This is a genomic window from Halomonas sp. Mc5H-6 (genome assembly GCF_024124705.1).
Classification (GTDB): Bacteria; Pseudomonadota; Gammaproteobacteria; order Pseudomonadales; family Halomonadaceae; genus Vreelandella; species Vreelandella subterranea.
Genome location: NZ_JAMXSI010000006.1, coordinates 200,169 through 220,338 on the forward strand (window position 1 = coordinate 200,169; position 20,170 = coordinate 220,338).

Sequence of the window (20,170 nt, forward strand, 5' to 3'; positions counted from 1 at the left end):
CTTAAAAACACCGAATGGGCCATGAATCGGAGATACCCGCCCCATGCAGGTGGGTCTCGCAGGAGCCCAATTCATTGGGCGATCAGGAAGGATCAAGCCACCAAAACGAGCCCCCGGAAAAAGCCCTGTATCGACAAGGGTCGGGAGGCGCATGGTCGCCAGCACGGGACGAAAGAGGCCTTACAGGGCCTCTTCAGTCCACATCACAACGTTCGCTACAGCGTGTTTTTATAGAAGGCACCGTCTTTCATGATGAGCATCAATTGTTCATCCGGCTGGGTCAGCACATTGATGTCATCCAACGGATTGTCCTTGAGGACAATGATATCGCCGCGGGCGCCTGGAATAATCTCGCCAAAATCACCAACGTAATCAAAGGCATCAGCGGCATTGCAGGTGGCGGTACGGATCAACTCGTCGGTTGGCACTACATCCTTGCGCAGATGAAATTCATTGAGCTGATGACGCTGCATTCGGCCCAGCAAATCCGTGCCGAACAGCATCTTGACGCCATGGCGCTGTGCCATTTCCAGTGCCTTACCGCCCGCATCAAGAACATCAAACACCTTGCGCTGCAAGTGCTCCGCCATACCGGCCTCAACGCCTTCCTTTGCCAAGGCATCATAGGTGGCAAGCGTCGGTGTCAGGTAGGCGTCGTGCTTGATGAACAAACGGCAGCTTTCTTCATCCATCAGGTTCCCGTGCTCAATGGTTTTGACGCCCCGGGGAATCAGCCGGTTGATGGCGCGTGCCGTGTAGGCATGGGCCATGGTATGGATATTGGCGGCCGTTGCTTCCTCGACGATCGCGTCGATTTCCTCGATGGAAAACTGGGTGCTATCGATACGATCCGTGGGCGAAGACACACCGCCGGACGCCATGATCTTGATCTGGGTGGCGCCCTTGCGGATCTCGTCTCGGGCAGCTCGGCGCACTTCGCTGACACCGTCGCAAACCCGGCCCAGGCCAGAGCAGCAGAAGCAGCCCTCGAAGGTTTGCTGCCCCGGCCCGCGCATATCGGCATGCCCGCCCGTCTGGGAAAGCGCATTGCCAGCGTACATGATGCGCGGCCCGACCAGAGCCCCTTCATCGACCGCCTTCGCCAGGCCGTAATCCGCACCACCGGCGTCGCGCACGGTGGTAAAGCCGCGCATCAGCATATCTTCCAGCAGCTCACTCGACTTGGCGCCGACATAAAACGGCGAAAGCGTTTCAAGCAAGGCAAAATTGGGCGTGATGGCCGTCACATGAACATGAGAATCAACCAGCCCCGGCATCAGGAAGTGCCCACGGACATCGACGACCTGGTCATCATCGCCATCCAGCGGAGCATCACTCACCGCAACGATACGGCCCTCTTGTACACGCACCTGCTGGTTGGCAAGTACTTTACCGTTACGCGTATCAATAACGTTGGCATTAATAAAACGAGTCGATTTCATTGGAATTCCTTTTGATAGAGCGAGCGTTAAAACATTTTTTGTGGGAGATAAAGTGACAGTGCCGGGATCAGCACGATCAGTAACAGAGCGATAACGTCCATGACGATGAACCAGCTTACGCCCCTGAAGACTTCCGAAAGAGTGACGCTTTTACCCAGCGCGCCCTTGATGACATACACATTCAGCCCGATAGGCGGCGTCACCAGCCCCACTTCAAGCAGCTTGACGACGATAATCCCGAACCAGATCAAGTTGAGATCGGCGCCTTCGACCAATGGCAGGATCAGCGGCAGCGTGAGAAGCAACAGGCCGATGGAGTCAATGAACATACCCAACACCAGATAGATCAGCGCGACGGCGAGAATGATCCACCACGTCTCGGTGCTGACCCCCAGAATCAGCTCGGAGAAGGCAGCAGGCACCCCACTCATGGCGAGAAAGCGGGTGAAAAACAGCGAGCCAATCAGGATAATGAAGATACTCGCAGTGCTTACCGCCGTGCTGACCAGCGCCTCCTTGATCGCCTCCATGGTGAGGGACCGTCGCGCAAAGGCGATGACGGCCGCGATGGTAGTGCCCACAGCGCCAGCTTCCGTAGGCGAGAAAACACCCAGAAAAATCCCGCCCAGCACAGAGCCGATCAGAAGAGGTAACGGCCAGATATCTTTAAAGGCGTCCCATTTCTCGTCCCAGGTGGAACGCACATCAACGTCGCCGGCCAAGCTCGGGTTAAGCTTGGTCCGCACCATGATCATGGCGATATAGAGCAGCGCCGAGAGCACCCCCGGAATAAAACCGGCCATGAACAGCTGGCCCACCGAAACCTGAGCGTAAACACCGTAGAGCACCAGCAGCACACTGGGAGGAATCAAGGAGCCCAAGGTGCCTGACGCCGCCACCGTACCTGTAGCCAGCCCTTTGTCGTAGTGGTGCTTGAGCATCTCGGGGACGGCAATGCGCGACATGGCCGCCGACGTTGCAACGCTGGAGCCAGAGGCGGCAGCAAAGAAGGCAGATGCCATCACACTGGAGACGGCCAAACCACCAGGCAACCGAGCCAGATAAAGCCGCATGGCATGGAACAGCCCCTGGGTCATGCGGGTGCTGGTACACAAATAGCCCATGAACAGGAACATGGGCGCGGCCGTCAGTTCCCAGGTGCCCGCAAAGTCGAACGGCGTGGCAGAAATCATGCCCCAGGCCACCCGCATGTTGGTCAATTCACTGATGCCGATGATCGACACAAGTCCCAGGGCGATGCCAATGGGCACACGCAGGGCGATCAGGGCCAAGGCGATGGCAATACCTGCCACGCCTATTTCGATATTACTCATGGGGGTACTCCTACAGGGCTCGGCGTAGACGCAGCGCCTTGATCATATTGGCGATGATGGCCAGGCACATGGCGGCAAAGCCAACCGGTAACGCCCAGCGGCTAGGCCAAAGATAGAACTGGAAATTCGCCATGGCAGTTTCCAGTCGTATTGTGGCCTCTAAAGCATCGAGGTAGCTCTTGTAGCAAAGCATGCCGAAATAGATCAGGCCGAGCGAACTGGCAAACAGGTAAAGCACTAGCTGCAAGGAAGGAGGGAGTCTTCCGGCCAGTACATCGACACTGATGTGCTCCTGCTGGAGCTCGACATAGGCCAGTGGCAGGAAGACCACCGCGACCATGTAATAGAAAGAAACAAATTCCAGCGTCCCCGCGAACGACTTCCCGAACACGTATCGAAGCGCTACGTCCAGCGAGACATGCAACGCCATCAGTATCAGGAAGAGCGTTGCCAGCACCAGGGCGCTTTTGGCAAACCAGTGGCTCAAAGACTCGAAGCGCTTGATGATCATGCGGGTTCACTCCTCGCCGAATCCGAGGCAGAAAACCCCAGTTTCAGAAGCGTCTCTTTCCAGAAAACCAGCATGTCCCTGTAGAGCTCAGGGTCATCACGCCATATGCTCTGAGCCCCCATGCCGCGCATCATGCACAGCGTGGCATTGAGGGCGACCCGGTTCTGATGTGACGTGTGTTCCGAGCTGGAAACCAACTGCTCCCAGATCTTCTCCAACGAGTCATTGAACCTTGCGGCAAGCGGCACCAGTGCACTCATGATGTCGGGATCGGTGCGCGCATTGGTGAGGAACTCCAGGGTCACCATGTACATGTCCCCCTTGAAATGCTCATGCAAGGCTTTCAACAGGCTATCGAAGTTCATCCTGCCTTCGCTGACACCCAGCGCCATCTCCCGCACGCTTTCAACCTCGCGGTTGAGCAAATCCTCGAGCGCAGCCTGCATCAATAACGTCTTGGAGGGGTAGTGATGAACCAACGCACCGCGAGAAACCCCGGCCTGACGCGCAACGTCAACGGTCGAGGTCGCACGAATGCCCTTGGCAAGAATGCATTCGATCGTTGCCTGCGTGACCCGGGTCTGGGTTTGGTGTGAGCGTTCTTCCTGGTTCTGTCGCTTTGTCATGGCGAACCCTTCCCTATCTCGGCCATGGCCGCCTCACGGAGGCGGCCATGCGGCTTGAGGATTAATAAATACCGTAGTCTGCAGGAAGTTTGTCGAAGATTTCTTCCATGGCCAATTCCGCTAGCGCCTCTTCGTCCTCGCGGTCAACCTCACTGATCAAGGCTTCCCACTTGTCATAGGTCGCCAGGAAGTCATCGATCAGCGCTTCCGGGTCTTCGACACCGTATTGATCACGGGCCTTGTCATAGACATTTTCCAGCGCTTCATCGCGGAACGTTTCCACCGACGCCATCAGGTCGTCTTCCGGCTCGTAAATATTGTTGCCGTTGGACTCGGCCTCTTCCATGGCGGCTTCAGCCGCGCCGATGTATTGAACCACCATGCGCGTCATGGCCTTGGCGCTTGCTTCCTTGAAAACCTCACGCTGCTCATCGCTGAGGTCGGCCCAGAAACCCGCGTTGAAGCCCCACTGAGGGCCGGACCAGTACATACCGGTAGGCAGAAGAGTGGTATGTTCGGCGACCTCCCACAGCGAGCGATCCACCAGATCGTTGACCGCATTAGTCGCACAATCCAGTGAGCCGCGGTCGAGACCGCTGTACATCTCGCTGGAAGGCACGTTGACCGGCGTGCCCCCTGCTTCCTCGACCCACGCAGACACCGTAGAACCGGCCGTGCGGATACGCTTGCCACTCAGTTCCTCAAGGTTGCGAACGGGTTCGCGGCACATCAACACATAGGGCGGCGTGTTGTAGGCGCCCAGGTAGACGATACCCAATTCTTCCCACTCGGCAAGTTGCGTGGGATTGTTCAGGCTGAAGTCGGTAACGGCCAGAATACTGATCAACGGATCAGAGTAGTTGAACCCCAGTTCCTGCACGGCATTGGCCACCGGCATTTCGGAAGGCGTGTAAATAGCCGCATGGTGAGCGACTTGGGCAATGTTGTCTTGGATCCCCTGCAGGCTGGCACGGGGGGCCAGCAGCACCGTCCCGGTATACACCTCGGGTTGAAGTTCACCATCGGAAAGCTCTTTCACCGTCTCAGCCCACTCGATGTAACCATAGCGAGAGAAAGGGTGCTGCTGGTCATAGAAGGAATTGGCAATGAAGGAGGTCGATGCGTGTGCCGAAGCCACGAAGGCAGGCAGCGCCAGAGCGGCAACGACAAGCGGTAGCGTATTGCGAGTAACGTTCATACAGTTTCCCCGGCCGAGTTAATCGACAGTTTGTTGCTATTATCCTGCTGCATAAAGGTGGCACCTAGCGGATTGGCGAGTGCACGCTATTCAATGTAGACTTCAAGAAACAAAAAAACAAGCAGGTCTGTTTGTTTTATAGTGGCCTGCCGTTTTGAGAAAGGTTACGCGATGAATTCAAAGGAAAACCCGACTCGGCTCGATAGAGCGGGCACCTGGAAAGGGATACGCCTGATGCTGCCGCTGGCCGCTTTCACGGTGGCGTTTGGCTTGGCGTTCGGCGTCGCGGCCGTGCATCAGGGGCTCGCCGATTGGGAAGCAATGCTGATGAGCCTTTTTGTATTTGCCGCCCCCTCGCAGTTTGCGGCCCTGGAGCTGTGGCACTCGCCCCTGCCCCTGCTGGCGTTGGCCGCGATCACCCTGGCCATCCATACCCGGCATATGCTGATGAGTGCAGCGCTCTACCCCTGGCTCAAACCACTGCCGCGACGTCAGCAATTCGCCATGGTGATCCTGCTCACCGACTCGAACTGGGCCATGGCCCTGGGGGAATATCACCGGGGGGAGCGTAACCTGGGGGTGCTGCTGGGGGGAGGGATCGCCCTATGGGGCGCCTGGGTGATAGGCACCGCCATCGGGCTGGTCTTTGGTGGCGGCATCACCGAGCCAGAACGGTTCGGTCTTGACGTGATCATGCTCTGCTTTCTGCTCATGATCGTGGTAGGAGGAAAGCCCCGGGCGATCATGGCCGTCCCCTGGCTGGCTGCCGCCATCAGCGCCATGATGGCGTACTGGTGGCTGCCACCCTATCTGCACGTGATGTTAGGTGCCCTGACGGGAGGAGTGGTCGCCGTACTGTTGCCCGGGCGCTGGTTCAGGGGCGCCAGCTCATGAGTTCGCTGCAAATCTGGCAATCGTTATTGGCGATCTCATTAATGGCCCTGATCGCCTACGGCTCCAGGGTTCTGGGGCTGTTGATCATGGCCACCGTGCCTTTAAGCCCCCTGGTACGGCGCTTCGTCGACGCCATGTCCAGTTCGGTACTGATTGCCGTGATAACGCCCATGATCGTGCATGGAGACGGTGGTGCTAGGCTTGCGGCCGTGGCCGCCGGGGCGGTAGCCATTGGCCTGCGGAGTCCACTTGTGTCAATCGCGGTGGGGATAACCTGCGCGGCATCCTGGCGGTGGTGGTTTTCCTGATAGGCTCGGGTATGGGCCAATGCCGAGCGCCATTCGGAAAACAGCCACCTTGCCGCTTCCGGAGTGAGCTCAGCGCAGCAACTAGGAAGCCGTCAGCCGACGACGTCGTCGAACCTTGAGCTGCTTGAGCACCCGACGCATTCGCTCGGGCCAGGATAATGACGACATCAGTGTCTTTCTATCGATGGGCCATGGGGTATGGCTTGAATAAGCGATGAAATCTTCCTGGAACGGATGAACACATGTTGGGTGCCAAGGTTTAACAGCGCCGATAAAGTGTACGATCCGCGGGTCGCGAACAGCCGTTTCAAGTGAGGCCTGGTGCTTGTACAGATGCGGATAATGCCTTTTAACCGCCCTATAGGCGGTTGGCTGAAAGTTCCACTCCGGTGGCAACTGATAACAGTCTTTGGCCAACACGTGATTCAAGGCATCCTGGTCGGGATACCAGGCGTTGTCCCCATTCTGCTCAAGGTATGCCAGCGCCCGCTCCCCCACGTGTCGACTGCGCCATGCCGCCAGGTCGATGAGCATAACCCCGGAATTAAAGTAGTCGTCCGGGTTCGGTCGTGTCGCGCTGATGGACGTATTGCATATATCCATGGCGGCGGCGGCGGCATGGCCATGAAGCGGCATCGCCCATAACGCGGAAAGGTCACTGCGAACCAGTACATCACAGTCAAGATAGATGACGCGTGCGCAGTCATCAGGCAGGTAACGGTGCATTAGCAGCCGGAGCAAGGCAGCAGGGCCGAATCGGCCGACCTTGAGCCCCTTCAGCGTCTGAACATCGACATCAATGATATCGATGCCTGCACCGCTATCTTCCACGAAAGCATGCAAACGGTGTTTGGTTTCTTCTCCCATGTCCGGTGTCAGCATAAAAAAGCGGACCTGGCTCGGATCGACCGCATTGTCGATAATCGAAGCCATCACCACGGCGCCGTACCGCGCATAGGATTCATCTGCACTCAGAACGATATTCATCGGGTTATCGTACCGGTATTTGCATTTTTACCAAACAGATAAAAAGACATCCCCACCCCACCGACAACGATGAAGAAATACATGCCGGAATTAAAAATCAGATAGGACTCAAACACGTTAATGATAAAGAAAAACGCCCACGAGATAAGTAGCCCCATGCCCCAGTGCCTGTGAGGTGTAGCAAGCAACGCCACCGTGCCTTTCAGAATCATCGCGGTCAGAATGGCAATGGCCGCCAAGCCTAATACGCCATAAGCCAGGAGCAATTCCAAGTAAGAATTATGAAAATGACCAAACCTAACTTTCAACCAATCGGGGAAAGGACCTTCATCAATGAGCGCACCCCGACTCTTGGCCCCCCAACCCGTCAGAGGCCTTTCCTGAATCTTGTCCAAGGCGTACGACCAAGTATGCACTCGTATGCCGATACTGGTGAAGGGAACATCCACCATTTTTCCTGCCGCAAGAGCCTCCATTACTTCCTGTTCTTGTAGGAACCGTTTTTCAATTACAGGCGCTATCGTGCTCACCGACAACGCCAATACGCCAACCGCAACGACACATGACAAAAGCAGCTTTGAGCGTGGCAATGACCGCCTATGCTTGAGTAGACACAGCAGGCCCACGACCATCAAACCTAAAAATATCAGGCCCAGCGCCAACCAGACAGCCCGAGTTTGCGTCACGACGCCCCCCGCAACACCGAGTACCGTCAAGGCAAGTGCGGCTCCCCATTCATACTTGGCGTCGCCTGTACCTATGCATTTGAAAAGCCACCCCGCCCCCATGATGAGCAACAGACCAAAGTAAAAGGCAATGTGTTGCGCGTTGGTATAACCGAAATCAACACGGCTGCCTGACAGGCCCGCGCGCCATGCGTCAACGCTTGAGTTCAACACCAGCGAAACAAGAATCCCGGCTATAAAGACCAGCAGCAAGTACTTGGCAGCATTCACGGACCCACGAAGCCACCAAGCCACGGCAATACACAAGAAAAGCTTGGTCATATGGCGTGCCGCCTTTACCTGGCCATCCGCCACATCGGGGAAACGGTCAACCGCAAAGAAATACACACCTACCTGGAGAGCCACGAACGCCATCAGCAGGAGGAATACCTTGTTCCATTTAAGGGCAGGATCAGGCTCCTTGAACCATGCAATAACGAAACACAGGATGAAAACGGATTCCGCCGCACGAGAAACGTCAAAGTTAATCAGCCACGCAAATGCGTAGATGGTTAACGCAACCCACCCCACGGCATGGTTTTTAGCCATCCACCCGTTTTTCGGCTCTTCCCGACTACTTTGCATCTACCAAGCTACCCCTGATTAAGCTATTCGTTCGTCCAGATGAACCTGCTGGATCGTTCGAGCCTCATCAGGTGCCATCAGGCGTTCATTTTAGGGGGCGTAGGATACCAGAAATCACGCTGCTACCCTCTTAATTTATTGCCACATGGGACACAGCCCAAACACGGCCCCAGGTAGGTGAGACTGGTTTTCAATCAACCAAAGCTGGTTGATATACCAAATTCACTCATACGACGTCACCCGCCCCTTAGTAGCTAAATTCGTTGTGCGGTCAGCATTTACCAAACCCTTAGAACAAAAAACGCCCAACAAGCTCTGCACCCACCAAGACCCAATACAGAGGATCTCGTAAGAGCACAACTTGTTGAGCGATCAGTAACCATAACCATCGCCTGAAGAGCTAGGCCGAGGGAGTTGTAAGAGCCCAATTCATTGGGCGATCAGCAACTACCGTGATCCAAAACCAGTGCATAAAATACGCACCGTCTTAAGCACAATCAGTACATCCAGCCATAGCGAACAGTGCTTGATGTAATAAAAATCGTATTGCAGCTTGCGTGTCATACCCTCCACTTCAGCCGCATAGCCCTGCTCTACCTGGGCCCAGCCGGTAATGCCTGGCCGCACGACATGGCGATAGCTGAAGAAAGGCACATCCTGCTCATACCATTCAGAAAGCGACTCAGACTCCGGGCGCGGGCCGATAAAGCTCATCTCGCCGCGAAGCACGTTGAACAGCTGCGGCAACTCATCCAACCGATAGCGCCGTAAAATACGCCCCAGCGGCGTAATGCGCGGGTCATTGCCTGAAATGGTAAAATCTTCACCGCTCATATCGTGGTACATACTGCGGAATTTGAACATGTTGAACGAGCGGCCACGGTAGCCTACGCGGGGCTGCATAAAAAACACCGGGCCTGGACTATCCCGCTTGATGAGCAAAGCCACCCCAAGCAATACGGGCAATAAAAAAGGTAGCAATATCACTGCAGCCAGAAAATCCATCACGCGCTTGAAGCCAACGTAAAATAATGGCGGCAGCAGGCTACCAAATTCGTTTTCCGAGAGACGGTCGATCTGCACACGGCCCGAAATCGTCTCGGAAATTTGCCGGTAGTGATAAACAGGTATGTGACACAAGGTACAGGTGGCGAGAAACTTCTCCCACTCGGGCGGCAAGTCTTGCGCGCGTAAATCCGCCACAACGCCATCAACCCGTAGCCCTTTCATTTCCGGCGCTTCCAAAACCCTTAAATCGACATTGGCGTTACCACTAAGCCGCGAAGCATCCCCAAAGGGCACCACGGCAAACTTTAGCTTGCGAAACCGCCGACCCAAAAAATAGCCCAGGTAAAACCAGGCCAGGCTAACCAGGTAACCACTCAGCATCACTTGGCGGGTATAGCCCTCCCGGGTAAAAAACAGCACGGCCACGACCAGCAAAAACGCGATCGAAACCGTCGGCATGATATTGGCCCCCAGCTGCGCCCCCGGGAACCGCGACATACGCCTAAGCGTTAATGCCGAAGCCGTAAACGCCAGCCCAATGGCAATGAGCGTATTACTGCGTACATCCGGCATATACTGCCAGAACCCCCACTCCCAGCGCTCCAGGCTAGGTAGTAACAGGGCAAGCGACATACCTACAACAAGGTGAAACGTCAGGCTTAATAGCAGTACTTCATACCACCGAGAATGACGCCGTTGATACTCACGCTTCATGGGTTACCATCACTTCCATCATTATCATCATAACGGCAACTACGTGCCTACTGCTTGGCGCCCTACGGAATAGTACACAAAGCCCTTTTGCGGTAACCGTACAGGATCAAACATATTGCGACCATCAAAAATGAACGGCTCGCGAAGCTGCTGCTGAATCATCGCCAAGTAAGGTGCACGGAAGCTTTGCCACTCGGAGACGATCACCAACGCACCAGCGCCTCTTGGCGCATCCTCTTTTGTGCTACACAGACTGAGATCTTCACGGTTAGCATAAAGGTGTTGGTTCTCCTCCATGGCCTCAGGATCGTAGGCCTGGACGTTAGCGCCCGCCTGCCAGAGCGATTCCATCAACACACGGCTGGGTGCTTCACGCATATCATCGCTATTTAGGTATGAACGCAAGGCCTCAGGTCAAACAATTAGCAGTCAACCAAAACTTTAAAAGTTACTTAAAAACGACTTGACGAAAAAACTTATAGGGAAGCCTTAAAAGCAGCATAAAATAATTAGAGTACACATTATTTTCTTTCAAAGATCGCTGTAGCTCTTTAGTTGCCAACAAATTGCTTTTAAAACCATTTGTACTAGCCCCACCTGTCCTCATTCGCACCCAGAGTTTATTACTTGATAGGTAAGCTGCACAATCTACAAGTAATAATCGAGTTAAAAAATCGAAGTCTGCAGCAATCTGATAATTATTTTTATATAGGCCAACTCTATCGTAAGCTGACCTGCGTACAAATACAGCAGGATGCGGTGGCATTAGGCCAAACCTAAGCATCCAAGGCTTAAAACCACCCACACAATAACGTCTGACAGATTTCTCAAGATCGGAAGCATCAACAAAATCCACATCACCTAGTAAGACATCAATCTTTTTATCACTTTCAAATTCACTATTAACTTCATTCAACACATTGTCATGGAGATAAAAATCATCAGAATTTAGTATTCCAACAATGTCTCCAGTAGCTAACTTCACTCCTTTATTCATCGCATCATAGATACCTTCATCAGGCTCTGAGATAACAATATTAATTTTATTTTTATATCCATTTATTATTGCCATGGTTTTATCATTTGACATTCCATCAATGATGATAAACTCAACATCAGCGTGGGATTGTTCCAAGACAGACTCTATAGCATGCCGGATGGTTAACTCACTATTAAAGCAGACGGTAATGATAGATATTTTCAAGTAACACCCTATCGACGGCCATAATTATCTTCAAATCTCAGGATATCATCTTCATCCAAATAACTACCTGACTGTACTTCAATCAACTCCAGCGGAATTTTACCTGGATTTTCTAGTGCATGAACCTCACCAACAGAAATAAAGGTAGATTCATTTTCAGTCACTAGAAAGGTTTTATCGCCCTTGGTCACTTTTGCAGTACCGCTTACGACAACCCAGTGCTCAGCACGATGATGGTGCATCTGCACCGAAAGCTTAGCACCGGGTTTAACCGTTATGCGCTTTACCTGATAACGATTACCTTTATCGATCGAGTCATACACACCCCAAGGGCGGTACACCTCTCGATGGTTCATATGCTCATGACGGCCATCGTTTTTGATTGTCTCAACAACCTTTTTAACATCCTGAACGTTGTCTTTATGTAGAACCAACACAGCATCCTTGGTTTCGACAACAATCAGATCTTGCACGCCGACTGTGGCCACTAGCTTATGATCGGCATAGATCAGACTGTTCTGGGTGTTGACGGGTAACACATCACCTTTACAGACATTACCTTGGGAGTCTTTATCACCTATCTCCCACAGGGCTGACCAAGAACCTATATCACTCCAACCCGCATCAAGCGGAATCACAGCCGCATCAGTCGTGTTTTCCATCACAGCATAGTCAACCGACTCTTCCGGGCAATCAGCAAACGCAGCTTCATCTACCCGCACAAAATCCATGTCATGGCTGCCCCCTTCAAATGCACGGGTACAGGCATCTAAAATGTCTGGCCGATATTCGCGTAGTGCTTGCAAGTAAACACTCGCCTTGAACATAAACATGCCACTGTTCCAGTAGTAATCACCAGCGTCCAAATAACCTTTGGCAGTACTAGAATCAGGTTTTTCAACGAACCGCGCTACCTCAAAGCCCTGGTCTGGGAGTGATGCCCCTCTTTGAATGTAGCCATAGCCGGTTTCAGCATGAGTAGGCACAATGCCAAATGTCACAAGTTTGTTTTTGAGCGCTAGCACCTCCGCAGCCTGAAGCGCTTGCTGAAACGCGTCATCATCAGCAATGTAATGATCAGCCGCCAACACCAGAAGCACGGGATCTTCCCCGTTTACGGCCGCATTCAGGGCAGCGAGTGCGATTGCTGGAGCGGTGTTACGCCCAACGGGTTCCAATATAATACTTGCATTAGAAACCGCCAACTGTCGCAACTGCTCGGCAACCATAAAACGGTGATCTTCGTTGCAAATGATCGCCGAAGAGGCAATATCAAGCCCATTCAGACGCGACAAAGTTTGCTGCAACAGCGTACTATTGCCGCAAAGCTTCAGAAACTGCTTGGGATTTTGCTGACGAGACAAAGGCCACAGTCGTGAACCAGTACCTCCAGCAATTATAAGCGGAAGAAGCATAAAACCCTCATAGATTAAAAAAAACCAACACTATATTAATAATATTTTACTATTATTTTTGGTGTGATACCAAGAAAAGACAACCATAGAAATCATTGGTATAGCACCACGCGTAACATATATGTACTCAGTGATGATATTCAAAAAAACAAAAGAAAGAACAAAAGAAACTAATAAAGCTCTAGAATAAAAAGAAACACTACATAGGCCAAATGATAAAAAAACATAATAACTGATCATGAAAACAAAAACTGAAAAAGCAAGAAAACCACCATGAGCAACTAGTATTGATATAATGCCATCATAAAAATATCCGCTAGAACCTAGTATGCCTGCACCAAATAAATAACCATTTTCAGAAGCAGTCTCAATAGCAGATAAGAGAAACAAATATCTTATACTAGAACTTTCATCAGATAAAAAATTAAAATTTAAAGCCCTATACACACCCCCGTAACTTACAAGAAAATTAAATACAATTAATGCCAACACAAAGCTTAGAAAAAGAATAACCAAATAATTACGCCGAAGCTTAAAGCTAAAAATAAATCTGACAAATAATAAAAAACAAAAAAAAGCTGAGAAAAATAAAACGGCTGCAATACCAGATCTACTACCAGTAGCTAAAAGAGATATAGGAAATGTGAAAAAGAAAAAAACATCGTAAACTACATAATATTTTAAATACCTCCTACAGTAAAGGTAATAAAAAATAAAACCCAGGCCAAGGATAGCAGAGTAAAGGTGTGCATCAGAAGTTCGGAAATCCCTAGAGAAAGGAAAACTCGGCCTACCATTACTATCTAAATAAGCCCCACCTGAAAACCACTTTGAATAGATGACCCAGAGCACGAGCACACACATCAAAAAGACAAAAGCTTTTGCATAAAAATAAAAATAATTGCGTTCAGAAAACATTATGGTTGTAGCGAAAAAAATAATAAATATAGTGATGTATTTATAATAAAAAATAACATCAGTTCCTAAAGACCCGCCCCCACAATAAAGAGTTATTAAATCTGAAAAAACAAAAATTGACAAAAACAAGAATGAAAAAAAGAAAAGCGATTTTCTAAAACTTCTAAAGAAAATAACTGGGGTTATCGCAAGAAGCATTAAGTCAGAAACTCTGACATGATAAAAATCGTAACTTATAAAAACAAAAAAAAAGCTGGTGAGAAAAAGAAGTGGGATTAACTTATTTTTTTTATTACTGACATCGTCCATCGAACCACCACTTTATCTTAGTAAAAACGGATGCAGCGCTTGGAAAGTGCAAGATAAGAACCAATTTTGCTTTATCTCTTAAAACTAGATCGCTAAACAAAATAGCTTTAAGGCTAGCTCTACTAACGCACAAATTTAGATAATTCTTAAGGTAAGAAAAGTCAATATAGCTATACTCGTTCATCAACTCAAGGAGTTGTATGGTCTTAATTGATCTCCAAGCACGTAGCTCAACCACATCAAAGCCATAATTCAGAATACCCCCATAATCTTGACCTTTATGTTGACGATATAAATAGAGCGGCTTATCAGTAACCAGGATTTTCTCTGAATATTGCTTAGCTCTTATCGACATCCAAATATCTTCAATAGGCATATCGCTAGGTAGGGGAAAGATTTTATCAGCAACCTCTCTACTGAAAGTCCAGCACCACTTTGGTAAACTAACTAACCTTGAAGTAACTTCCTCAAAGTTTAGATCAACAATGCCATGATTAACATTATACTTTGCAATGTAGTCTAGATTATTAGATACGATGTTAGCAGCATGGCAATGGGAACAACCAGGCATTATGTCCTGGAGACAATCAAAAAACTGGCTATCCAAAATATCATCAGCATCAATGCATTTTACCAGGTCTCCGGAACTCAATTCATACCCGTAGTTAGTCCCTTCGACCTTACCGATATATTTATTTTTATAGAGCTTTATTCTTTTATCTACAGCAGCGTAACTTTTAACTATATTATATGTATCATCTTCTGAATGATCATCAATTACTATCAATTCAAAGTCTTCAAAGCCACTCTCTAATATGCCATCAATGGCATATTTTATCCTGTCTTTTTCATTCTTAGCCATCATTATAAAACTTATCACAAAAAAATCCTTCTAAAAATTTTATAGCTAAAAACTGGGAAATGAAGAAAAACTAAAAAGGGATTTCTTCTAAACAAAACTGCAACCGTCTCCTTCATTTCAATAGAGAAATTTTGTTCAGAAACACCACCTGCCAAATACTGACATATAGGCATATTGAAATATTTAACTTTTGCCTTATTTGCTAATAAGCTGAAATACCAATCGAGCTCAGATTTCAATTTATATTTAGTATCATAAAAGGGAATAACATTTTTATTAACAAAAACTGCCTGATGGCAGGCTACTCTAGTACTCCAGAAAAACAAAGAAAGTAATTTAAAACTTTTAGCACTTTGTAAATTTTTCTTGCCACCATCAATGATCACCAAATCTCCATAAATTAAATCATATTCATTTATAGACGGTCCAATAATACAAGAAAACAAATCACTACTAAAGAACGTATCTCCTGCATTCATAAAATTAAACCAGTCGCCACTACCTAGCTCAATTCCCTTATTCATGGCATGATAAATACCCTTATCAGCTTCGCTAACCCAATAATCTATGGCACCTTCATATTTCCTAATAACATCTAAGGTGCCATCAGTTGAGCCACCATCAACGATAATATATTCAACATTATCATAGCTTTGCTCGATCACACTCTTAATAGTGTCTTCCAAGAACTGAGCACCGTTGTACACGACCGTAACCACAGTAATCACAGGCTTGTCATAGCTGCCTATTTTGAACCAGCCTTGAGTTCGTAGCCCCCCTTCGAAAAATTTTTGTTTGCCTTCGGGGGTTTTGAACGAGGTTGAAGGACCATTAGTCGAGGTTTCGAAGCAGCTTGGTTTATCAGTGGTCAAGCGACGAGTGGTAGAATAGTTAGAAGTTATCATAGGTTAGTCTTTAAAAATTGGAATCAGTTTCGCAGTTGCTTCTGATGCATCAGGAACCAGTCGTAAGTCTGCTGCAAGCCTTCTTCCAACGGAATGCTCGCTTCCCACCCCAAAGCTTTCAATCGAGACACATCCATCAACTTACGTGGCGTACCGTCCGGTTTGCTGGTATCAAATACTAACTCACCTTCAAACCCAACAACACGCTTTATGGTTTCAGCCAATTCGCGAATAGTACAGTCCAATCCGGTTCCCACGTTGATGTGCGATAGCATTGGTTTGGTATTAGCTTGGTAGGTTTCATTATCCAGATTCATCACGTACACACTGGCAGCAGCCATATCATGTACATGCAAAAATTCTCGCATAGGCTTGCCGCTGCCCCATACCACCACTTCCTGCGCCCCTGCTTCTTTCGCTTCGTGAAAGCGCCGCATCATGGCAGGGATTACATGGCTGTTTTCTGAATGGAAGTTATCGTTATCGCCGTAAAGGTTGGTAGGCATTACACTTCGGTAGTCGCGACCATACTGTCGATTGTAGCTTTCGCACAACTTGATACCCGCGATTTTAGCTATTGCGTAGGGTTCGTTAGTGGGCTCCAAAGTGCCTGTCAGAAGCGCCTCTTCTTTCATTGGCTGCTCAGCCATTTTCGGGTAGATACAGGAGGACCCAAGGAACAATAGCTTCTGAACATCAGCCATGTGGGCGGCGTGGATGATATTGGCTTCCATCATCAGGTTTTCGTAAATGAACTCCGCCGGGTAGGTATTGTTAGCATGAATACCGCCCACCTTTGCGGCCGCCAAGTATACCTGATCGATATTTTCCTGCTGGAAAAAAGCCAGTACTGCGGATTGGTCCAACAAGTTTAACTCGGCACGATTTCGAGTGACCAACTCTACATTTTCATCGTTTTCAAGTCGGCGCAGCAGTGCAGAACCAACCATTCCCTTGTGCCCGGCGACAAATACACGTTGCTTTACCATAACTGATTAGTTCTCCACCGAAAGCATTACTTCGTGACCGTGTTGTTTTAACAGCGAATGCCGTTTGGCGGTTTTAAGATCATCTGCAATCATTTCAGCGCACATTTCCTGCGTAGTGATTTCCGGTGTCCAGCCCAGCTTTTCCTTAGCTTTCGTCGGATCACCCAGCAGAGTTTCCACTTCAGCGGGGCGGAAGTAGCGAGGATCCACACGTACAACTACATCACCCAGTTTGAGCGCTGGTACATCTTCGCCCTCAATAGCATCGACAACAGCCACCTCTTCAATGCCCTCACCTTCAAAGCGCAGTGTAATACCCAGCTCTTTAGCGGACCATTCGATAAAGTCGCGTACGGAATACTGCTTACCGGTGGCGATCACAAAATCTTCCGGCTGCTCCTGCTGCAACATCATCCACTGCATACGCACATAGTCTTTTGCGTGGCCCCAATCGCGAAGTGCATCCATGTTGCCCATGTACAGACAATCTTCCAACCCTTGCGCAATATTAGCCAGGCCACGTGTGATTTTGCGAGTAACAAAGGTTTCACCACGACGTGGAGATTCATGGTTGAACAAAACACCATTACAGGCATACATGCCATAGGCTTCGCGGTAGTTCACTGTGATCCAGTAGGCGTAGAGCTTAGCCACGGCGTAGGGTGAGCGCGGGTAGAACGGTGTCGTCTCTTTCTGCGGGGTTTCCTGCACCAACCCATACAGCTCTGAAGTAGAAGCTTGATAAAATCGAGTTTTCTTCTCCAGGCCTAATAGCCGAATAGCTTCCAGAATTCGCAACGTGCCCATTGCGACTACATCCGCTGTGTACTCCGGCGCTTCAAAAGAAACGGCTACGTGGGATTGCGCACCCAGGTTGTACACCTCATCTGGCTTCACCTCTTGCAGAATACGGGTAAGGTTAGAAGAGTCCGTAAGATCACCGTAATGAAGCACGAAGTTCTGGTGCTCTACGTGAGGATCCTGGTAAATGTGGTCTACACGCTGAGTGTTGAACAACGAGGCGCGACGCTTGATGCCGTGGACTTCGTAGCCTTTTTCCAGGAGAAATTCGGCAAGATAGGAGCCGTCTTGGCCGGTGATACCGGTGATTAGTGCTTTTTTCATACAGATTTTTCACTATTCAGGAGCATTTGTGATTCCCTGTTTTTCTAATAACTATGCAGCGCGACCAACCACTGACTAAACCGAAGGCATCTATCTTTTTGAAACCGGTTTATTAATGATTAATCTAATCTTATAGATAACCGGCATTAACTTTAAATGCAAAGCCAACGCTCGGATTTGGCAGCTAATCCAGAAGCGAGCTAAACCAAATTTTAAGACATACCGAGAGTGCTCAACAAATTCTGCGTTTATCAGAGCTGGATTGACAAATATTCGCCCCCCTAATGAACGGATTTGTGCGTGAGCTGCAACATGTTCACAAATTTCTTCGCCATTTTCTGTCAACCCATTATATTTTACCGACACTAAAGCCTCTTTCCGATAAATTGCTAGTCCTCCAAAAGCTGACTCTACCTCGATCCACTCCGACGATGGAGAAACACAAACCATCCGACTGTAAACAGAAGCCACAACAGATTTAAAATGACTCGCTCCATAGGAACGTAAAAACTCTGCCTGCTGCCAACAGTCATTTGGAGACCACAGTTTATGTCGCAAGGCCCAAATATCATAATATGGCCCCAACTGATTCGCAGCACAAACGTCCCAATCATCACGATTCCAGCAACTGCCCACCGCCTCAGCGCGAAGCTTATTATTTACTCCATCCATGTCCGCGATAGCAACATAATCGATATCGTCATATTCAGGATTTTCTTTTATTTGCTTAACACAATAATTCCTACAGAATGCAATCCGAGCCGTTCGCTTTGGAATTTCATCACTCAGTCTCCCTAACGACTTGAACGAAAAGTTCACTTTAGTCGTTGATAGCCGACTCAAAATTTGGCAAGTACTATCGGTACTATCAGACTCCAAAAGATAAAGCTTTACACTTTTTGCGTTACAAAAAGACGCCTCTATATTATTTACGTTAATTTCAATATCTTTAGCACAATTTCGAACAAGACCTACTATCAAAATATTTGATTTTTCTAAAGGCTTCAAATTTAAAACCCTCTTTTTTTGCTGGAACTTAATAGCCAATTTGATTGGCTATTAATAATAGACCACAATGGAGAAAAGCATGATTTAGTGATAGCCTTTAAACAAACCTATCTATTTATATTTGTTCCGACTCTAAACCCAAGATTATAAAAAAAATTTAACTCATCTTCAATGATAAAAAGAAGCGTTCCGTAAAATAAAAATTTTAATTTATAAATTACGTTTTTTGCAAAATAAAGCCCTAAAATATAGCCATGAAATAAAGCTGAAAATTAAACTAAAACAAACTATCATTCAACGTTCTTTGACATTCTCTCATGGTCAGACCATGTTTTTGACTCCATTAACTTACAGATAATTTTATCCAAACCAAATTTTACTAACCTAGTAGAATCCAACTTCCAGTCAGAAACTTGATGCTTACTCAATATATGCAAAGACCCTGAATTCAAATAATACATTCCTAACTGATTGGAAATTTCATTAAAGGTTTTCTTCGAATAGAAAGAGATGTGCTGACCGTGATCTAAGCCGTAATACCACCATTCGTTAGGTTTTGGCACGGGATCCGGATGTAAGTCCGTCGTAAAAATTATGGTATCGGAGATATTTCTCAACTTATTAAGCTCTCCAATTGGGTCTATAAAATGCTCAAAAGCTTCAAACAACGTCACCGCTTCAACTTTATCAACCCCATTCCACTCAAAGCCAGTGGAAAACAAGTTAGTGGTATACTTATCATCCCAGTAGAACTCAAATCCGATATCACGCATTAACCGGACGAAAACCCCATAACCACCGGCATAGTCAACATAACGACCATTTTTCCCAAACAGAAAATACAACAATATCGTTAAGCGCTTGGAGTAAAACAAGTTGCGAACCATATATCCAGTGTCTGAAACGTTAATGGACTGAGCATAGGCTTCATCTAACCAGTACGGCTCTTCTGTTTGCAGGAAATCACAATGATCGCAATGAAAATAATCTATTTCATATTTATTCATTATGACAGAAGAAAAACACTTCTCATTATCTTTATGACACACTTTACATTTCATTTTCTTTTCGCCGTTATTTCAATTAACTAACAACATAAATTT

Annotated in this window: 20 protein-coding genes; 2 read left to right on the forward strand and 18 right to left on the reverse strand. The window is 48.4% G+C overall.

The genetic code is table 11. The annotated features are described in order from the left end of the window. Positions 1–215 precede the first annotated feature (215 nt). The 5 genes from NH395_RS10930 to NH395_RS10950 all read right to left on the reverse strand — a co-directional run bounded on the left by NH395_RS10930 (position 216) and on the right by NH395_RS10950 (position 5,111). Positions 216–1,442, reverse strand: coding sequence for an amidohydrolase family protein (locus NH395_RS10930; protein WP_253024718.1), 1,227 nt, complete (start codon positions 1,440–1,442; stop codon positions 216–218). Positions 1,443–1,468: 26 nt separating this feature from the next. Continuing rightward, entirely contained in the window at positions 1,469–2,776 is a 1,308-nt protein-coding gene (locus NH395_RS10935; protein ID WP_085918917.1) for a TRAP transporter large permease subunit, read from the reverse strand. A 10-nt stretch (positions 2,777–2,786) separates the two neighbouring features. Continuing rightward, positions 2,787–3,287 (reverse strand): TRAP transporter small permease, encoded by a 501-nt coding sequence (locus tag NH395_RS10940; protein ID WP_253024720.1) that lies wholly within the window; start codon positions 3,285–3,287, stop codon positions 2,787–2,789. Then, positions 3,284–3,913, reverse strand: coding sequence for a TetR/AcrR family transcriptional regulator (locus tag NH395_RS10945; protein WP_253024722.1), 630 nt, complete (start codon positions 3,911–3,913; stop codon positions 3,284–3,286). The genes NH395_RS10940 and NH395_RS10945 overlap by 4 nt, the downstream gene beginning before the upstream one ends. Before the next feature lie 61 nt (positions 3,914–3,974). Beyond that, a complete protein-coding gene (locus NH395_RS10950) occupies positions 3,975–5,111 on the reverse strand; it encodes a C4-dicarboxylate TRAP transporter substrate-binding protein (RefSeq protein ID WP_253024724.1) in 1,137 nt (378 codons plus the stop codon). A gap of 171 nt (positions 5,112–5,282) precedes the next feature. On the opposite strand from NH395_RS10950, the gene NH395_RS10955 reads away from it, so the two are divergent. Together NH395_RS10955 and NH395_RS10960 are read left to right on the forward strand one after the other, a co-directional pair. Then, complete coding sequence (locus NH395_RS10955; RefSeq protein WP_253024726.1) at positions 5,283–6,005, forward strand: AzlC family ABC transporter permease; 723 nt, start codon at positions 5,283–5,285, stop codon at positions 6,003–6,005. After that, positions 6,002–6,313: an AzlD domain-containing protein gene (locus NH395_RS10960; RefSeq protein ID WP_253024728.1), complete on the forward strand. Its 312-nt coding sequence runs from the start codon at positions 6,002–6,004 to the stop codon at positions 6,311–6,313. Before NH395_RS10955 ends, NH395_RS10960 begins: the two co-directional genes overlap by 4 nt. 81 nt (positions 6,314–6,394) lie before the next feature. Here the strand turns inward: NH395_RS10960 and NH395_RS10965 are convergent, their stop codons facing one another. From NH395_RS10965 to NH395_RS11025, 13 genes are all read right to left on the reverse strand, one after another. Further along, positions 6,395–7,300 (reverse strand): glycosyltransferase family 8 protein, encoded by a 906-nt coding sequence (locus tag NH395_RS10965; RefSeq protein ID WP_253024730.1) that lies wholly within the window; start codon positions 7,298–7,300, stop codon positions 6,395–6,397. After that, the gene (locus tag NH395_RS10970; protein WP_253024732.1) at positions 7,297–8,610 is read right to left on the reverse strand and encodes an O-antigen ligase family protein; all 1,314 of its coding nucleotides are present in this window, start codon (positions 8,608–8,610) and stop codon (positions 7,297–7,299) included. Before NH395_RS10970 ends, NH395_RS10965 begins: the two co-directional genes overlap by 4 nt. Before the next feature lie 447 nt (positions 8,611–9,057). Beyond that, positions 9,058–10,332, reverse strand: coding sequence for an exopolysaccharide biosynthesis polyprenyl glycosylphosphotransferase (locus NH395_RS10975; protein WP_253024745.1), 1,275 nt, complete (start codon positions 10,330–10,332; stop codon positions 9,058–9,060). A gap of 39 nt (positions 10,333–10,371) precedes the next feature. Continuing rightward, positions 10,372–10,710 carry a UDP binding domain-containing protein gene (locus NH395_RS10980; RefSeq protein WP_366065689.1) on the reverse strand — a complete coding sequence of 113 codons (339 nt, stop codon included), beginning with the start codon at positions 10,708–10,710 and terminating at the stop codon, positions 10,372–10,374. Positions 10,711–10,780: 70 nt separating this feature from the next. Further along, the gene (locus NH395_RS10985) at positions 10,781–11,536 is read right to left on the reverse strand and encodes a glycosyltransferase family 2 protein (RefSeq protein WP_253024747.1); all 756 of its coding nucleotides are present in this window, start codon (positions 11,534–11,536) and stop codon (positions 10,781–10,783) included. A gap of 8 nt (positions 11,537–11,544) precedes the next feature. Then, positions 11,545–12,951 (reverse strand): mannose-1-phosphate guanylyltransferase/mannose-6-phosphate isomerase, encoded by a 1,407-nt coding sequence (locus tag NH395_RS10990; protein WP_253024749.1) that lies wholly within the window; start codon positions 12,949–12,951, stop codon positions 11,545–11,547. A gap of 30 nt (positions 12,952–12,981) precedes the next feature. Beyond that, a complete protein-coding gene (locus NH395_RS10995; RefSeq protein ID WP_253024751.1) occupies positions 12,982–14,178 on the reverse strand; it encodes a hypothetical protein in 1,197 nt (398 codons plus the stop codon). Then, the gene (locus NH395_RS11000) at positions 14,162–15,058 is read right to left on the reverse strand and encodes a glycosyltransferase family 2 protein (RefSeq protein WP_253024753.1); all 897 of its coding nucleotides are present in this window, start codon (positions 15,056–15,058) and stop codon (positions 14,162–14,164) included. Before NH395_RS11000 ends, NH395_RS10995 begins: the two co-directional genes overlap by 17 nt. Then, positions 15,055–15,945, reverse strand: a complete 891-nt coding sequence (locus tag NH395_RS11005; protein WP_253024755.1) for a glycosyltransferase family 2 protein — start codon at positions 15,943–15,945, stop codon at positions 15,055–15,057. The genes NH395_RS11000 and NH395_RS11005 overlap by 4 nt, the downstream gene beginning before the upstream one ends. Before the next feature lie 23 nt (positions 15,946–15,968). Beyond that, positions 15,969–16,934 (reverse strand): GDP-L-fucose synthase, encoded by a 966-nt coding sequence (locus tag NH395_RS11010; RefSeq protein WP_253024756.1) that lies wholly within the window; start codon positions 16,932–16,934, stop codon positions 15,969–15,971. 6 nt (positions 16,935–16,940) lie between these two features. Beyond that, positions 16,941–18,059 (reverse strand): GDP-mannose 4,6-dehydratase, encoded by a 1,119-nt coding sequence (gmd, locus tag NH395_RS11015; RefSeq protein ID WP_253024757.1) that lies wholly within the window; start codon positions 18,057–18,059, stop codon positions 16,941–16,943. Between the two features lie 90 nt (positions 18,060–18,149). Then, positions 18,150–19,067, reverse strand: coding sequence for a hypothetical protein (locus NH395_RS11020; protein ID WP_253024759.1), 918 nt, complete (start codon positions 19,065–19,067; stop codon positions 18,150–18,152). 290 nt (positions 19,068–19,357) lie between these two features. Further along, entirely contained in the window at positions 19,358–20,128 is a 771-nt protein-coding gene (locus tag NH395_RS11025) for a class I SAM-dependent methyltransferase (RefSeq protein ID WP_253024761.1), read from the reverse strand. Positions 20,129–20,170 lie beyond the last annotated feature (42 nt).

Bases quoted from the DNA above. Each gene is read 5' to 3' on its own strand.
- NH395_RS10930 (WP_253024718.1), bottom strand. From the start codon at position 1,442: ATGAAATCGACTCGTTTTATTAATGCCAACGTTATTGATACGCGTAAC.
- NH395_RS10935 (WP_085918917.1), bottom strand. From the start codon at position 2,776: ATGAGTAATATCGAAATAGGCGTGGCAGGTATTGCCATCGCCTTGGCC.
- NH395_RS10940 (WP_253024720.1), bottom strand. From the start codon at position 3,287: ATGATCATCAAGCGCTTCGAGTCTTTGAGCCACTGGTTTGCCAAAAGC.
- NH395_RS10945 (WP_253024722.1), bottom strand. From the start codon at position 3,913: ATGACAAAGCGACAGAACCAGGAAGAACGCTCACACCAAACCCAGACC.
- NH395_RS10950 (WP_253024724.1), bottom strand. From the start codon at position 5,111: ATGAACGTTACTCGCAATACGCTACCGCTTGTCGTTGCCGCTCTGGCG.
- NH395_RS10955 (WP_253024726.1), top strand. From the start codon at position 5,283: ATGAATTCAAAGGAAAACCCGACTCGGCTCGATAGAGCGGGCACCTGG.
- NH395_RS10960 (WP_253024728.1), top strand. From the start codon at position 6,002: ATGAGTTCGCTGCAAATCTGGCAATCGTTATTGGCGATCTCATTAATG.
- NH395_RS10965 (WP_253024730.1), bottom strand. From the start codon at position 7,300: ATGAATATCGTTCTGAGTGCAGATGAATCCTATGCGCGGTACGGCGCC.
- NH395_RS10970 (WP_253024732.1), bottom strand. From the start codon at position 8,610: ATGCAAAGTAGTCGGGAAGAGCCGAAAAACGGGTGGATGGCTAAAAAC.
- NH395_RS10975 (WP_253024745.1), bottom strand. From the start codon at position 10,332: ATGAAGCGTGAGTATCAACGGCGTCATTCTCGGTGGTATGAAGTACTG.
- NH395_RS10980 (WP_366065689.1), bottom strand. From the start codon at position 10,710: ATGCGTGAAGCACCCAGCCGTGTGTTGATGGAATCGCTCTGGCAGGCG.
- NH395_RS10990 (WP_253024749.1), bottom strand. From the start codon at position 12,951: ATGCTTCTTCCGCTTATAATTGCTGGAGGTACTGGTTCACGACTGTGG.
- NH395_RS10995 (WP_253024751.1), bottom strand. From the start codon at position 14,178: ATGGACGATGTCAGTAATAAAAAAAATAAGTTAATCCCACTTCTTTTT.
- NH395_RS11005 (WP_253024755.1), bottom strand. From the start codon at position 15,945: ATGATAACTTCTAACTATTCTACCACTCGTCGCTTGACCACTGATAAA.
- NH395_RS11010 (WP_253024756.1), bottom strand. From the start codon at position 16,934: ATGGTAAAGCAACGTGTATTTGTCGCCGGGCACAAGGGAATGGTTGGT.
- gmd (WP_253024757.1), bottom strand. From the start codon at position 18,059: ATGAAAAAAGCACTAATCACCGGTATCACCGGCCAAGACGGCTCCTAT.
- NH395_RS11025 (WP_253024761.1), bottom strand. From the start codon at position 20,128: ATGAAATGTAAAGTGTGTCATAAAGATAATGAGAAGTGTTTTTCTTCT.